This is a genomic window from Cytobacillus sp. FSL H8-0458, assembly GCF_038002165.1.
In the GTDB taxonomy this organism is placed as follows: domain Bacteria; phylum Bacillota; class Bacilli; order Bacillales; family Cytobacillaceae; genus Cytobacillus.
Genome location: NZ_JBBOBR010000001.1, coordinates 2,872,632 through 2,888,653 on the forward strand (window position 1 = coordinate 2,872,632; position 16,022 = coordinate 2,888,653).

Consider the following 16,022-nt stretch of genomic DNA (forward strand, 5'->3'; position numbering starts at 1 on the left):
CATTGGCTTGTCCGTTTTATTATTTTTTGCAGTAGATTAGTCTTTCTTAATATAAGTCCAGCCATCTTCCTGATAAATCCTGCCTTCCTTCATAAGCCGGCCCAAAGCCCTTTTAAAGGAAGCTTTGCTTAACTGAAAACGCTCCTGGATATCTTCCGGGGCACTTTTATCGCCATATGGCATCGCACCGCTTCGGCTTTCAAGATAGGAGACGATTTTTTCGGAATCAGCATCAAGTGCTTCATGCTTTCTTGGAATAAGAGAAACATTCACTGTCCCATCTTCTTTCACATCAACTATGCGGCCTTCCACTTTCTCTCCAAGACGGGGCTCACTTTTTCGCTGGGATTCATGGATAAAGCCTTTAAAGCCCTCAGCTGTATAAATCCAGCTTCCAACTTTTGCGGTTCTATAAATATGTCCGTGAATATTCTTATTAAAGTCACTTTTGGATGCTTTAATTGAGATATCGGTAATGACAGGATCAGTAGCCATTTTCACATAAATTCTGTTATTCTTATTTACTCGGAGTGTAATGTATAATCTATCTCCTTCAATCGGCCACACAGCTTCATGGACAGGAAGATCCTCCTCCCCGAGGAGCATGTCCTTCTGAATGCCAATATTGATAAAAACGCCGATGCCGGGCTTTACATCGCTTACATGAGCCCATCCATATGTACCAGCCTGGACCTCGGGAATGACAGTTGTTGCTGCGATTCTTCCCTGTGAATCCATATAAAGGAAAGCCTCAACCTCCTGCCCTTCTTCGAGCTTTCCATCCGTCTCATTCTGATGAAGAAGAACATCCTCCTCTCCATCCGTCAAAAAATAGCCAAATGCCGCTTCCCTTGAAACGATCAGCTTTACAGCACGGCCCAAATTCTCTTCTATAGCCATCTCTTTTCCTCCTTCTCAGCAGTAAACAGCAAATATTCATTATATTAAATCTTTCCCAAAAAAGATCACATAACTCCTAAAGTTGTTTGAACTGCTATATTTTACTATAATAAGGACAAGAAGTGAAACTTAAATTGTAATCGCCAAGGAGGCTGTCATGTCTAAAGAAAGCTCATTTGATATTGTATCTAAAGTTGACTTTTCTGAAGTAACCAATGCCATTAATATTGCCATGAAGGAAATTTCCACCCGTTATGACTTTAAAGGCAGTAAAAGTGATATAAAGCTGGATAAAGAGGAGCTTGTGCTTCTATCTGATGATGAATTTAAGCTTGACCAGCTTAAGGATGTTTTATTAGGCAAATTAATTAAACGAGGCATTCCTGTAAAAAATCTTGATTACAGCAAGATTGAGGGAGCATCAGGAGGAACAGTCCGCCAAAGAGCAAAGCTTGTCCAGGGTATTGATAAAGAGAATGCCAAGAAGATTAATACCCTGATTAAAAACAGCGGATTAAAGGTGAAGAGTCAGGTTCAGGATGATCAGGTCCGTGTAACCGGCAAAAACCGCGATGACCTGCAGAAGATTATCGCTGCTGTTAAAGAGGCAGACCTGACTGTTGATGTCCAGTTCGTTAACTATCGCTAAAAAAAGCAAACGGAAAATTCCGTTTGCTTTTTGTTTGTTTAGTTTATCCATTCATGCTGCAGCTATTTAATAAATTTATACATCATTAGTTCATCTGCATAGGTCCCATCTTTTCTTTTTATATGTTTGACTTTGCGGCCTTCCTCCTGAAATCCGAATCGCCTGTACAGGTGGATAGCCCTCTGATTATACGCAAAAACCTCAAGGCATATTTTTTCCAGACCTGGTTCTTCTTCCGCCCATTTCAGGAATTGTTTCATCATTTTGCTTCCCAGTCCCTGATCGCAATGCTTCTCCTGTATTGTAATCCCGAAATAACCCAGATGGTTCACTTTTTTGCTTTTTGACCGCCGAAAGTTCAGCATTCCAACCACTTCATTGTCATGTTCTGCTAGTAAAATGAGATCTCCGGATTGAAGGCTCTTTTCAATCCACACTTCCTCTTCTTCAATTGTTAAATTAATCTCATCCGCCTCGGTCATTAGAAAATCTGTTTCTCTAAAAGCCTTCCGGCAATGAGCCAGAATGGCTTCCGCATCACTTCTGGCAGCTGATCGAATCTGCAATTCCTGTTCCCCCACTCTTTTTAAATCTATTATATAAGGGGAATGCAAATAATTTCCATGTTTTTTTACCATAATAAAATGGAATTAGAAGAGTATTAATGATTTGGAGGGATTTAGTAATGTCTAATACTCAAAACAATCCAAAGGAATTTCCGCCTCAGCATCAGGATCATCAGCCCGGCACAGAGGCGCCAATGCAGCCTGAGCCACAAACGGTTGATCCAAATTATAAAGGGTCTGATAAATTAAAAGGAAAAGTTGTTTTAATAACAGGCGGAGACAGCGGCATCGGAAAGTCAGCCGCCATTTATTTTGCCAAGGAAGGAGCCAGCGTGGCGATTGTCTATCTGGAAGAACATGAAGACGCAGAAAAGACTAAAGAGGCCATTCAGGCTGAGGGACAGGACTGTCTGCTGATCTCCGGTGATCTCGGAAGCGAAACATTCTGTAAGGATGCTGTCAGAAAAACAATTGATAAATTTGGTCAAATCGATGTACTGGTGAATAATGCAGCCGAGCAGCACCCTCAAAAAAGCCTGCTCGATATCACTGCTGAACAGCTTGAAAAAACATTCCGAACAAACATCTTTTCATTTTTCCATCTGACAAAGGCAGTACTGCCACACTTGAAAAAAGGGAGCTCCATCATCAATACTGCATCTATAACCGCTTATGAAGGAAACGAACAGCTAATCGACTACTCTTCTACAAAAGGTGCGATAGTATCCTTCACACGCTCACTGGCCAAATCACTGGCTGGACAGGGAATTCGCGTAAATGGAGTGGCTCCAGGACCTATTTGGACACCGCTTATTCCATCTACATTCACAGCGGAAAAGGTTTCAAAATTTGGATCAGATACCCCAATAGGCAGAGCAGGACAGCCTTATGAATTAGCTCCGGCCTATGTCTATCTTGCCAGCGATGATTCATCTTATGTGAGCGGCCAGATGATCCATGTCAACGGCGGAACAATTGTAAATGGATAAAGTGAAACTTCAATCACTGCCCGTTAGACTGCGATAACCAAAACTAAAGGGAAGCCTGCAGCAGGCTTCCCTTTTTTATGATACAATCTCTGGATCTTCAGTTAGCGGACTGCTGCATGAACAGCGTTTTACAATTTTGTGCGGAATAATAATTCGCTTCACAGGCTCCCGGGGGTTTTCAATTCTGTATATGAGGCTTCTGGCAGATTCAAATCCCAAATCGAAAATGTTGATATCGACAGAAGTCAGCGGCGGTCTGGACATTTCAGCTAACAGCACATTATTAAAGCTGATGATTGACATATCTTCAGGAACTTTAATTCCCAATTCATCCAAAGTATTCAGGACGCCTAATGCCATTAAGTCGTCGGCAACCACAAGGGCGGTTGGAGGTTTATCAAGAGAGATGAGACCTCTGACAGCCTCCTGTCCCCCTTCTTTAAGGAACTCCTCATGAACAATATATTCATTTACCAGCTCAATGCCAGCATCCCTTAATGCTTTTTCATAGCCAAGAAGGCGTTCAACTGTAACGGTTAAATTCAAATTTCCTCCGACAAATGCAATTTGCTTATGGCCCAGTTTAATTAAGTATTCCGTTACTTCTTTGGCTGCACGAAAATTATTATTATCAACATAAGTGATTTCTTCTTCATCTGAAAAGGGCTTACCTATAACCACAAACGGGAAATCTCTTTCCTTTAAGAAGGCAAGGACTTTGTCCTCCACTTTTGAATAAAGCAGAATTACTCCATCTACCCGGCCGCCCTGTACCATCTGGATCACGCCTTCGTAAATTTCATCATCCGTTTTTCCGGTTGTCATATGGAGGGCATAATGCCTTTCATGGGCACCCTCACTCAGACCTCTAAGTACAGTAGGGAAGAATGGATTCTGAAATACAACATCTGTGGAGCTGGGCATTATCAGTCCAATTGCGCGGGTTGACTGGCTTGCAAGACTGCGGGCAATAAAATTCGGATGGTATCCTAATTGTTCCATTGCCTCTCTGACTTTTTGCTTGGTTTTCTCGCTGATGCGAGGATTGTTGGCAATAACCCTTGAAACAGTAGAAGGCGCAACTTTTGCCATCTTTGCAACATCTTTAATTGTGACTGCCAATGGAATCACCCTCTCCTTGAGGTCTCTGTTATTAATATTATAATCAAAACAGGTTTGATTTTCTTTTCATTTTTAAACTGTTAACAGGATTAGGAAGAAGGGGAGGCAATTAAAAATAAAATTACTCTGATTTCTTCTTTTTGGACCGCTTCCATATAAGATAGAGAAAAATCATAAAAGCTGAATAAACTGCCGCAAGTGCTCCAATTAGCGGAATATTCAATCCTGATTTTTCTTTCAGAACATATACTTCAGCTTCTTCCCGATCAATAATCAACTCATATTTATCGTCTTTACTGCGGATAAGATCATTAGAAATCATGCCGCGGAGCTCTCTTCCCTCTTCCAATTGTGAGGAATCAAGCATCGCTTTCTGTGTCTTTGTTGAATTATTGATCGCAATCACCGTTGTTTCATCATCAAATGTCCGCTTATAAACAGCAAAACCGTCCTTTTCCTCCAGCAGTTCCATGTTGCCTCTCGTTAGAGATGGAAGTAACTTCCTAACTTCCCCAAGTTTTGTAATATAATCTATCAATTCTTTGTCTGTACGGAAATCCATTTGCCTGCGGTTGTCAGGATCCTCACCGCCATCCATAGCTATTTCACTTCCATAATAAACAATCGGAATCCCAGGTGAGGTATACATGTATGTTAATGCCAGCTTCCATCTTGGACCCGGGTGATGATTTTTTGTGATAGCATCACGGGTGAACCTGACAGTATCGTGATTATCCATGAAACTTCCCATAAGATAGGGATTTTCATAAAATGCTTTATTTCGGTCCCAGTTTGTAAAAAGCCAGTTTAACGGTTTGTCAGGTTCTGCAAAGGCGGTTCTTAGATGATCATTTAAAGGATAATCAACAAAGCCATCTATCCCCGTTTTTTCGTATTCGGCAATATATTTGGGATCATCCGACCATACTTCCCCAAGCAAATAAAAGTCTTCTTTGACTGATTTAACATTTTTGGCGAATTCGCTCCAGAAAGATTTTGGAACATGCTTAACAGTATCAAGGCGATAACCGTCAATATCCGTTTCTTCGATCCACCACTTAGCTGCGTCCATTAAATATTTTTTCACATCAGGGTTTTCCTGATTTAAATCTGGGAGGCCATAAATCCAGCCATTTTCAATTTCAGCCTGATTCGACCAGTTCACGATATCCCTTTTTTCATGGAACCAATCTTTTTTCCCAGGGTCATTAACCCAATCGTGATTGTAGCCAACATGGTTCACTACGAAGTCCAATATCACTTTCATATCTCTTTTGTGGGCTTCCTTGACTAGCTGCTTGAACTCATCCATTGTGCCAAAGTGTTCTTCCGTATTATAAAAATCTTTTATCCAGTAACCGTGATACCCCTTCTCTTCATTATCAAAAACTGGAGTCAGCCAAATTGCTGTAAACCCCATATCCTTAATATAATCAAGGCGTTCAGTAATTCCCTTGAAATCTCCGCCATGATAAGCCTTGGGGTCCTGAACATCAACTTTAAAGTCATTGTTTGGATCTCCATTGCTAAATCGGTCAACCATTAAAAAATAAATTGTTTCATCTTGCCATTTACGCTCTTCTTTTTCAGCTGCTCCTGCCGGCAGGGCATAAAAAAGAAGAAACGGGATTAAGATGAAGGTTATGATTCCTTTTTTCATCGCCGCTCCTCCTTCATTTTTCAAGCCGCTCCGAGACTCCAATCAGTTCGCAGCCTGCAGCGGCCAGTAAAGTTTCAGCCCTTTAAGATTAGCCTTTTGTTCCCCCTGCCGTCAAACCTGATACAAAGTATTTTTGGAACATGAGGAAAAGTGCAGCAATCGGAATCGCAATTAAAACCGAGCCAGCTGCAAACTTTGTAAATTCATTTCCAAATTGCTTGGCAACCATTTCATACAATCCTACCGCCATTGTGAACTTTTCATCTGTTCTTAATAAAATTCTGGCAAGGATGAAATCACCAAAAGGAGCAATGAATGAAAAAAGCGCAACTACCGCTACAATTGGTTTTGCAAGCGGCATAACAATTTGCCAGAAAACACGAAGATGGCTTGCACCATCCATTTTCGCAGATTCATCAAGTTCTTTCGGAATCGTATCGAGATAGCCTTTCATCAGCCATGTATTCATAGGGATCTGGCCGCCTACATACACCAGGATCAATCCAAGATGTGTATCAATTAAACCAGTTCTTGTCGCTAATACAAAAATGGCGATCAGTGCTGCAAAGTTAGGTATCATTTGCAGTACCAGGAACGTTAATAAACCATTTTTCCTCCCGATAAAACGGTAACGTGAAAACGAGTAGGCAGTCAATGATACTGTAATAACCGTAAGAATCATTGTAAGCGTACTTATTTTCAATGAATTCCAGTACCATTTAACATAATTGGACTTCTCTAAATCAAACAGATATTTATAATGAGCCAAGGTCGGATTTTCAGGAAACATTGTTGATCCCGACAAACTCTGGCCCGGATTTAACGAAGAGCCTACTACCCACAAAAGCGGATAAATGACAATAAAGCTCATTAAGGCAATGATAAAATATGAAAGTGTCAGCCGGATCATTTTATTTTTCTTCATGCTCATATCTACATCAAATCCTCTTCTTGGAATGATTTTGTTCTTCTAAACTGCCATAGTGCTACAGTGATGACGATAAGTGAAAGAATCATGGTAACTGCAGCTGCTTTGCCATATTGGGCAGAAGTCATAGTCAGTTTATAAATCCAGGATATTAGAATATCCGAACCGCCGGCATTTTGGCCTGGAATAGCCGGTCCGCCGCCATTGAACAAGAAGATAACATTAAAGTTATTGAAGTTGAACGTATACTGAGTAATGATAATCGGTGCCGTTGCAAACAAAACCAACGGCAGAGTAATCTTTGTGAATTTCTGCAGAATCGTTGCACCGTCAACTGTTGCAGCTTCATAAAGCTCATCCGGAATTGACTGCAACACACCTGTTGTCATGGCAAAAATGAACGGGAATCCAAGCCAGGACTGAATGAAAATTAACGCTAAACGTGTCCAATTTTCCTCAGTCATCCATGGAACAGCACCGATTCCAAGTGCATCCAGGATCGTTTTATTGATTACACCGAAAGTTTCATTGAACATGCCGGAGAAAATCAGGATTGATATAAATGAAGGCACGGCCCAGGGAAGAATGAAGATTGTCCGGATAATTGCTTTCCCTTTAAGATCCTTTTGATTTACGAGAATTGCCAGGAAAATACCCAGAGCTACCTGCAAAGTCGTAGCTACAAAAGTCCAGACTATTGTCCAGCCCATTACGCCAAAGAAGGTTTTTCTCCATAAATCCAGTTTAAAGATATCGATAAAGTTCTGAATGCCAACCCAATCTACCAGCTTTGCAGGCGGAGAATGGTATAGATCATAGTTAGTAAATGCAAGAAGAACTACGAATAAGATGGGAAAAATAACAACGAACACCAAAAGAAAAAAACCTGGTGAGATCATTAAGTATGGGAAACCATTGTCAAGGAGATTGTGGTACTGTTCTCTGACACTGTTTAATTCCAGTCCAAAATCACGTTTTTTCCCGTTATTGTAAGCATCATAAATATTAAAGGCATAAATGATCAGCCCCAATGCTGTTACGATTAATGCAATAATTCCGTCGATCAGAAGAAAAATCGAATGGTCCAGAACTGGTATTTCCCCTAGTGTGAAAAGTCCCCAGAAGCCCCAATTCAGTGTGTCAAAGAATGCTGCAAAAAACGAAACGGTAAGAATTAAAAATATGGCACCTTTAAGGAACTGTTTATTATAAAACTGTCCAAATCCAGGCAGGATGGATAATAGAGCAGCATTTCTTCCATGGTTGGATGTCATTTTTTTTTCGTCCATATGGCTATTGCCTCCCCTTTCTTATAGGAGAAAGTATTTTTCTATTATTATAATTCATTTATAAGAATATTAACGATTGTTTTTGTGCAAACGGTTGCTTTTAAGAGGAACATGAAAGCGGCTTTCTGCCGCTTCTCCTTAAAGGTTCGAAAGTATGCATTTGAAGCAGAAACCTATCTGCTCAGGCACCTTCCGTTTTATATCATTACATAAAAGTATGGGCAATACCTCCTGGGAGGTACCGCCCTTTTGTCTGTCAAGCTTTACTTGGCAGGGTGATTTGTTTCAATATTTGTTTTGATAGTTTTTACTGCATCATCAAGCGCTGCTTTTGGCTCCGCTTTACCTGTTGCAATTGTTTGAAGTGCAGAGGCCATTGGTCCCCAAACTTCAGCCATTTCAGGAATGTTTGGCATTGGAACAGCGTATTGTGATTGTTCAGCAACTGCTTTTGCAGCTTCATTGTCTGCGATTACCGGATCTTCAATAAGAGATTTTACAGGAGGGATTTCCTGAGTTGTCTCGAAACGGATCTTTGCGTTTTCTTCGTTTGTAATATGTTCAACTAACTTTGTTGCCCAGTAAGGGTTTTTAGTAAATGCAGTTACATTCCATCCCTTAACACCCATGAATGTCTTAACAGGCTCACCGTTTGGAAGCTTAGGCATTACAGAAACACCAACATCGATCCCTGCATCCTTCATTCCTTGAAGTGCCCATGGACCATTCATTACAGAAGCAGCTTTTCCTTCATTGAATAGGCCATCCATTGCAGCTCCTCCGCTTTCCCCGATAATTCCTTTAGGGAATAAGCCTTCGCTGTACCATTTTTGAATAAACTCAGCACCTTCAACAGCGCCTTCGTTATTTAAACCAACATCTTCACGGTCTAATGCTCCGTCATTTTCATTGAAAACATATCCACCCATGCCAGCAATAGGGCCGTGAGCGAAATAGAAGTTATCGAATAAAGCCAGGAATCCATACTGTCCGCCAGTTGTTAATTCTTTAGCTTGAGAATAAAGCTCATCCATTGTTTCAGGAGCTTTTTCCATTAATGCTTTATTATAGATGAAAACTGGTGTTTCGGTTGCTTTTGGAAGACCATATAGTTTTCCGTCATACATTTGAGCACTGATGGATGATTCTGTGAAAGTATCAAGAACGCTGTCATCAACTTTGATTTCCTGAAGAAGACCTTCTGTTACAACCTGGCCAATTTGGTCATGAGGCAGTGTAACAACGTCAGGTGCATTTCCTGCAGGTCCATCAAGTCTTAATTGGTCACGGATTTTATCAGCCATGCCTAATTCTTTGAATTCAACTTTAATTCCATATTCTTTTTCAAAAGACTCAATGGCAGGCTTTAATGCTACGCCTTTATCTGTGTCTTCCCAAACTACTAATTTTTCCGGTTTTGGCTCTTCAGCCTGGTTTTCACCTGTGCCGTTATCTTTATCTGTATTTTCCGGCTGTGCCTCACGCTGAGGACCGCAAGCTGCCAGCATTCCTATTACTAATACCAGCATCATAAAGAAAGATAGTGACTTTTTCATGATATTGCCCCCTTTAATAGATCTGTTGCTTAATGTAAATAGTACAACCGTTTGCACAAAATTGTAAACGCTTTAGTCTATTTCTAAAAAAATCAGCGTTCACTTAAACTATAATTCAATGAAACCGCTTAATGAAAACGATTGCACAATTTCTAATTTTTATTATACAAGGTTTTTGGGCTTTTACAACTACTTTTTTTCTAAATATTTTTGCTTGAAAAAAAATATTTACAAACACTCGGATTTATACTATACATTTTCGCTTCATTCCTATGGTATAATGCAAGCGATTGCACTTTGAAAGGGGAATTTTAATGGAAAAGGCAGCCATCATACACTACCCTGCTGATCATTTTGTTTATCCTATCAGCAGGGAAACCTTACATATTAGACTGCAAACAAAGAAAGATGATATTACTGAAGTCACTTTACTGCACGGTGATCAGTATTTATGGGCGGATGGTAAATGGCAGTATGAAAAAACAGATATGAAGAAATCAGGTTCGGATGGCATTCATGATTATTGGCATGCCTACATTAACCCGACATTTAGAAGGTCCCGATACGGTTTTCACTTGAAATCCGGTGAAGAAGAATTAATTTTGACTGAAAAAGGCTTTTACGAGGAGGCTCCTGCTGATTCAGGTTATTATTTCAACTTTCCCTACCTGCATTCTGAAGAAGTATTTCAAGCCCCATCCTGGGTGAAGGATACTGTCTGGTATCAGATTTTCCCGGAAAGATTTGCTAACGGAAATCCGGACAATGACCCCAAAGGTGTTCTTCCCTGGGGAAGTGAGGAGCCTTCTAAGAATAATTTTTTTGGCGGAGATTTTGAAGGCGTTATTGAACATCTGGACTATCTGCAGGAACTCGGCATTACCGGCATCTATTTCACACCTGTTTTTAAGGCATTTTCCAACCATAAATATGATACAATAGACTATCTGGAAATTGATCCCCAGTTTGGTTCGAAGGATACTTTAAAAAGACTGGTAAAAGAATGCCATGACCGGGAGATTAAAGTCATGCTAGATGCCGTTTTCAACCATAGCGGATTCTACTTCCCCCCATTTCAGGATGTACTTGAAAAGGGAGAAAAATCACCTTATAAAGATTGGTTCCATCCCCATAGTTTCCCTCTAAGAGGCGGGGAGTACCCTAATTATGAGACCTTCGCTTTTGTAGAGCAGATGCCAAAACTGAATACAAAAAATCCAGACGTAAAAAAATATTTGCTCAATGTGGCCAAATACTGGATTGAAGAGTTTGATATCGACGGATGGCGCCTGGATGTGGCCAATGAAGTTGACCATCATTTCTGGCGTGAATTCAGGCAAACTGTAAAAAACATTAAACCAGATCTCTATATACTGGGTGAAATCTGGCACAACTCAATGCCATGGCTGCGCGGAGACCAATTTGATGCTGTCATGAATTATCCTTTTACCACCAACCTGCTAAATTTAATTGCAAAGAAATCCATAACTGGCACTGAATTCACCAATAATATGACCGCTGAAATCCACAGCTATCCGGCCAATGTCTATGAAGCTGCATTCAATCTGGTTGGAAGCCATGATACACCGAGAATCTTAACGGAATGTGAAGAGAATAAAGACAGGGTAAAGCTAATTTACACACTTTTATTCACATTTATGGGTTCACCATGCCTATATTATGGGGATGAAATTGGACTAAATGGTGTAATGGATCCCGGCTGCAGAAAATGCATGGAGTGGGATGAGAAAAAACAGGACCGGGAATTGTTTTCTCATATTCAAAAGCTTATTAAGCTGCGAAAAGAAGAAAAGCTGCTGGCAAATGAAGGCCATTTTGAATTTATTCAAACAGAATCTAATATAGTTGCCTACCGAAAATATGATGATGAAAAAACGATCATTGTACTCGCCAACCCTGCGGATGAAAGTGCGGAATTTACACTGCCTTATCTGCTCAAGGGTGTAAAGATTACAAATATGCTTACAGACAAAGAATTTGCAGCAGACGCCGAGAATCTTAAAGTTCAGCTTGATGGCTGCGGATTTGAAATCCTGTCCTTTCCAGCCAGCTTCAATAAATAGGACACCTTATTGAAAAAAGAAAAGTTTTAAGCGCAGAACCTTAAAGCTTTTCTTTTTTAGTTTATAAATTGTCTTGGGTCCCTCCTATTTACACGAAAATCATTTATAAACAGGGAGAATAACCATGACTAAGAACCAGAAAAAAATGACATTATTTGCGTTAACCTGGCCGATTTTTATCGAAATACTGCTCCACATGCTCATGGGAAATGCCGACACTCTTATGCTTTCGCAATATTCGGATGAATCTGTGGCTGCCGTCGGGGTGTCAAATCAGATCCTTTCGCTCGTAATCGTCATGTTTGGATTTATAGCGACCGGGACATCCATCCTTATTGCCCAAAATCTTGGCGCAAATAATAATAAAACGGCTGCTGAAATTTCGATTGTCTCCCTGGGGGCAAACCTGGTATTTGGGATAATCCTTAGTATTCTTCTATTTGTATCAGGCAAACCGCTGCTCCGCATGATGGATTTGCCTGAGGAGCTATTAAGCCAGGCAAACGCCTACTTAGTCATTGTTGGCGGCTTTTCCTTTGTCCAGGCATTAATTATGACAATTGGAGCCATCATCAGAAGTTACGGATTTACAAGAGATGTTATGTACATTACTATCGGCATGAACATTTTAAATGTTATTGGCAATTACTTATTTATTTTTGGCCCATTCGGTTTTCCGGTATTGGGTGTAGAAGGTGTAGCCATATCCACTGTCGTCAGCAGATTGATCGGATTGGCTGCTGCTGTCGCCGTCCTGCTTAAAAGAACGGAAAAAGCACTTCCATTCCGATTACTTTTCCGCTTTCCAAAGGAACATATCAAAAATCTGTTAAAAATCGGGATCCCTTCAGCAGGAGAACATTTATCCTATAATGGATCGCAAATGGTGATTACTATATTCATCGCTGCTCTCGGAACAGAGGCTTTAACTGCAAAGGTGTATACGCAGAATATCATGATGTTCATATTCCTTTTCAGTGTCGCCATCAGCCAGGGCACACAAATCCTGATAGGCCATATGGTAGGCGGAAAGGATTATGAGGCAGCCTATAAAAGATGTATGAAAAGCCTGCGCCTTGCCATCATGATTTCATTCGGGACTGCTGTTCTTTTCTCCCTCTTCTCTGAAAAATTGATGGGCATATTCACTTCTAATCCAGATATCATAAAGGTTGGCAGTGTTCTCATTCTTTTGACCATCCTCCTGGAGCCAGGCAGATCGTTTAATTTAGTCGTCATTAACTCCCTGCGTGCAGCCGGCGATGTAAAATTCCCCGTTTATATGGGGATCTTGTCCATGTGGGGCGTAAGCGTTACCCTTTCCTATGTTCTCGGAATTCATTTTGGACTGGGGCTAGCCGGCATATGGATCGCTTTTATTGCCGATGAATGGCTTAGAGGATTGCTCATGTTATGGCGCTGGAGATCCAGAGTCTGGGTGAATAAGTCGTTCGTGTCTTCAAAAGCAGTATAATAAGAAAAGCGGAAGCGCCTTGCTCACCCCCGACAAGCACAAGACGAGCCTCACGGAAAGGCGTTTTTTGCTTTTATGGGAGGATTGGCTTGTGACCTCGAGGGGGTAGGCGCTGGAGCTAGACAGTTATCGAAGTTTAAAATTATATATATATTTACCAATAAATTCTGCAGCCCGCTGCAAACTTACTCCATAGCAAAAGCGGCAGTTACATCTGCCGCTTCTTTTTTTATTCTGCAATATTTATATTATAATCCTTAAACCACACATGAATCTGTGCAAGGTGTGCTAACAGCTGTGGACCAGTCATGAGCTGCCCAAACCATGGTTCCCGGAATGAGCCACCTCCCGACTCAATGATATCCCTCAGCTGGCCGCTGTCAAAGAATTCATACAGTGCGGATGAGCGGTCCTCCAGGTATCCATTTAGCATCTTTTGTACTGCAGCCGTATATTCTGGATTATGCGTTTTGGGATAAGGGCTTTTCTTTCTGTATAACACCTCATTCGGCAATATGCCTTCAAGTGCTTTGCGAAGGATTCCTTTTTCGCGGTTTCCATGCATTTTGATCTCCCACGGAATATTCCACACATACTCCACAAGCCGATGATCGGCAAACGGCACCCGTACTTCAAGGCTGGCACCCATACTCATTCTGTCTTTACGGTCCAATAAGGTCGTCATAAAGTAAATCATATTAATATAGAAAAGCTCTCTCCTGCTTGCGTCCTCCCTGCTCTCCCCGTCTAACGCAGGAGTTTCGGAGATTACCTGAAGATATTTTTCCATAGCATAATCTTGGAGATTCAGTTTCTTCCTCCAATTTTCTTTCAATAGATCCTGCCTGGCTTCGAGTGACCTCATCCATGGGAATCCCTTCCTCTTCAAGTCTTCCTCTCTATGGAACCATGGATAGCCGCCAAATATTTCATCTGCACATTCCCCTGACAGACTGACAACAAAATCCTTTTTGATTTCCCTGCAAAACCATAGCAGGGAGGAATCGACATCAGCCATACCCGGAAGATCCCTTACATGCACCGATTCGATTAAATCCTCTGCCAGCTGCTTCTGGGTGATTATACTGCTGTTATGTCTCGTATTAAAGGTATGGGACATCTTCTGTATAAATGCTCCATCTGAATTGGGCTGAAACTCATTAGCCTTGAAAAACTCATCATTTCCCTCGTAATCTATTGAATAAGTGGTCAGTTGGCCCTTTCCGCCTTTTTCGTAAGCTTTTGCAGCAATAGCTGTAATCGCACTGGAATCCACTCCGCCGGAAAGGAACGTGCATAACGGAACATCCGAGACCAGCTGCCTTGTCACAGCATCCGTAAATAGTTCCCTGACTCGCTCAGCCGTCTCCTCTACATTATCCTCATGTGGGGCACTTTTTACATTCCAATAACGCCATACCTTCAGTCCATTTCTCGAAAAGATCAGTGCATGAGCAGGTCTTAATTCATTAATGCCTCTGAAAATTCCTGAGCCTGGGGATCGTGATGGCCCTAGCCCAAAGATTTCAGCCAAGCCCTCCCTGTCGACTTCTGCCTTCACATCAGGATGGGCCAAAATAGCTTTCAATTCAGATCCAAATAAAATTCCCAGTTTCGTTTCTTTATAAAATAGAGGTTTTACCCCTAAGCGATCCCTGCCAATAAATACTTGTTCTTTCTTTTCATCCCAAACCGCGAAGGCATAGATGCCATTCAAATATTGCAGGCAATTTTCTCCCCATTCTATATAAGAAGTCAGCAAAACCTCAGTGTCAGAATGGCCATCAAACGAATATCCTTTTATAAGGAGTTCTTTACGGAGATCTTCCGTATTATAAAGCTCTCCATTATAGCAAATCGTATAGCGGCTTTGATGTTTTTCCCTAGTCATTGGCTGTTTTCCGCCTGCCGGGTCTACAACGATTAACCTTTTATGGCCGAATCCAGCATGCACATCTGTCCATATGTTTGTTTCATCTGGACCCCGCTTTGCCAGCGTATCCGCCATTTTGTCAATTGCAGCCGTTTCTTTTCTCAAATCCTTTTGGAAGTCAATCCAGCCGGTAATTCCACACACATTACATCATCCTTTCAAAGCGGAATCGCATGGGCACATTTTTCATGATGCTATTGTATGCTGGGCTAAGAAAAAAGTTAATTGTCCACATTCATGCGGTTATAAAAATCGCCAAAACTGTCTAAAAAGAAGTTGAGGAAGTTAATGGAGGTTTTATATGAATAGACAGCAGCGAACAAAGCTTATCGAATATCAATCCCGTGCTTTTACAGAAGGCACTGTAGAGTATATCAATGATCAATGGGTATTTTTTGACCATGAAACAGATGAAGCATCGATACTGGACGAATTCCTCCATCAGGAAATGGAAGTGTTCCGCTTTAAACGCTGGAAAAAGGGCATTTTATTCGAGGATGGCAAGGTGGTTTTTGATGATGAAACGTTTCACTTGAAGAACCAGGATTCGATTCGCATTCGGAAGCATCTGGTTTTCTCTCTCGAAAGATTATTGGAAGAAATGAATGATGACGCCTTCTACCAGTTCGTAACCACTCTAAATTCCATGCATTTTTCGGTCTATGACTGCATTTATTGCTATAACCAGCTCGCATTTTTTAATGATAAAGACAGGAAAAGCGGTGTTAACTTCATCGTTTTTGATAACCAGGATCATATTTGCAATGTGCAGCATCATTTTTGCTATTATGAAAAAATGAGTGACCGGTTTGAATTTACCTTAAACAGCGGAAAAAGAATGGTAATCGAGAAGATTTCTTCATAGAAAAGCA

The 16,022-nt window shown here is 41.0% G+C and carries 13 protein-coding genes; 5 read left to right on the forward strand and 8 right to left on the reverse strand.

Features of this window, described 5'->3' with window-relative positions:
- Positions 1–36: 36 nt before the first annotated feature.
- The gene (locus NYE23_RS14010) at positions 37–900 is read right to left on the reverse strand and encodes a CvfB family protein (protein ID WP_341078737.1); all 864 of its coding nucleotides are present in this window, start codon (positions 898–900) and stop codon (positions 37–39) included.
- Positions 901–1,057: 157 nt separating this feature from the next.
- Between NYE23_RS14010 and NYE23_RS14015 the strand changes: the two genes are divergently transcribed.
- Positions 1,058–1,549, forward strand: coding sequence for a YajQ family cyclic di-GMP-binding protein (locus NYE23_RS14015; RefSeq protein ID WP_035327116.1), 492 nt, complete (start codon positions 1,058–1,060; stop codon positions 1,547–1,549).
- Between the two features lie 62 nt (positions 1,550–1,611).
- Here NYE23_RS14015 and NYE23_RS14020 read toward each other — a convergent pair whose 3' ends face one another.
- Positions 1,612–2,115 carry a GNAT family N-acetyltransferase gene (locus NYE23_RS14020; protein WP_341078738.1) on the reverse strand — a complete coding sequence of 168 codons (504 nt, stop codon included), beginning with the start codon at positions 2,113–2,115 and terminating at the stop codon, positions 1,612–1,614.
- A 119-nt stretch (positions 2,116–2,234) separates the two neighbouring features.
- Here NYE23_RS14020 and NYE23_RS14025 point away from each other — a divergent pair, with 119 nt between their 5' ends.
- Entirely contained in the window at positions 2,235–3,104 is an 870-nt protein-coding gene (locus NYE23_RS14025) for an SDR family oxidoreductase (protein WP_341078739.1), read from the forward strand.
- A 75-nt stretch (positions 3,105–3,179) separates the two neighbouring features.
- On the opposite strand, the gene NYE23_RS14030 is transcribed toward NYE23_RS14025, so the two are convergent.
- The 5 genes from NYE23_RS14030 to NYE23_RS14050 all read right to left on the reverse strand — a co-directional run bounded on the left by NYE23_RS14030 (position 3,180) and on the right by NYE23_RS14050 (position 9,659).
- A complete protein-coding gene (locus NYE23_RS14030) occupies positions 3,180–4,226 on the reverse strand; it encodes a LacI family DNA-binding transcriptional regulator (protein ID WP_076261251.1) in 1,047 nt (348 codons plus the stop codon).
- 121 nt (positions 4,227–4,347) lie between these two features.
- Positions 4,348–5,886: an alpha-amylase family glycosyl hydrolase gene (locus NYE23_RS14035; protein WP_341078742.1), complete on the reverse strand. Its 1,539-nt coding sequence runs from the start codon at positions 5,884–5,886 to the stop codon at positions 4,348–4,350.
- Between the two features lie 88 nt (positions 5,887–5,974).
- A complete protein-coding gene (locus NYE23_RS14040; RefSeq protein WP_341078744.1) occupies positions 5,975–6,817 on the reverse strand; it encodes a sugar ABC transporter permease in 843 nt (280 codons plus the stop codon).
- A 2-nt stretch (positions 6,818–6,819) separates the two neighbouring features.
- The gene (locus NYE23_RS14045) at positions 6,820–8,103 is read right to left on the reverse strand and encodes a carbohydrate ABC transporter permease (RefSeq protein ID WP_341078746.1); all 1,284 of its coding nucleotides are present in this window, start codon (positions 8,101–8,103) and stop codon (positions 6,820–6,822) included.
- Between the two features lie 263 nt (positions 8,104–8,366).
- Positions 8,367–9,659: an extracellular solute-binding protein gene (locus NYE23_RS14050; protein WP_341078748.1), complete on the reverse strand. Its 1,293-nt coding sequence runs from the start codon at positions 9,657–9,659 to the stop codon at positions 8,367–8,369.
- A gap of 314 nt (positions 9,660–9,973) precedes the next feature.
- Between NYE23_RS14050 and NYE23_RS14055 the strand changes: the two genes are divergently transcribed.
- On the forward strand, positions 9,974–11,743 hold the full coding sequence (locus tag NYE23_RS14055) for an alpha-glycosidase (RefSeq protein WP_341078752.1): 1,770 nt from the start codon (positions 9,974–9,976) through the stop codon (positions 11,741–11,743).
- A 124-nt stretch (positions 11,744–11,867) separates the two neighbouring features.
- Positions 11,868–13,217 carry an MATE family efflux transporter gene (locus NYE23_RS14060; protein WP_341078755.1) on the forward strand — a complete coding sequence of 450 codons (1,350 nt, stop codon included), beginning with the start codon at positions 11,868–11,870 and terminating at the stop codon, positions 13,215–13,217.
- Between the two features lie 229 nt (positions 13,218–13,446).
- On the opposite strand, the gene asnB is transcribed toward NYE23_RS14060, so the two are convergent.
- Positions 13,447–15,294: an asparagine synthase (glutamine-hydrolyzing) gene (asnB, locus tag NYE23_RS14065; protein WP_341078757.1), complete on the reverse strand. Its 1,848-nt coding sequence runs from the start codon at positions 15,292–15,294 to the stop codon at positions 13,447–13,449.
- A 157-nt stretch (positions 15,295–15,451) separates the two neighbouring features.
- Here asnB and NYE23_RS14070 point away from each other — a divergent pair, with 157 nt between their 5' ends.
- Positions 15,452–16,015 (forward strand): DUF2777 domain-containing protein, encoded by a 564-nt coding sequence (locus NYE23_RS14070; protein WP_341078759.1) that lies wholly within the window; start codon positions 15,452–15,454, stop codon positions 16,013–16,015.
- Positions 16,016–16,022 lie beyond the last annotated feature (7 nt).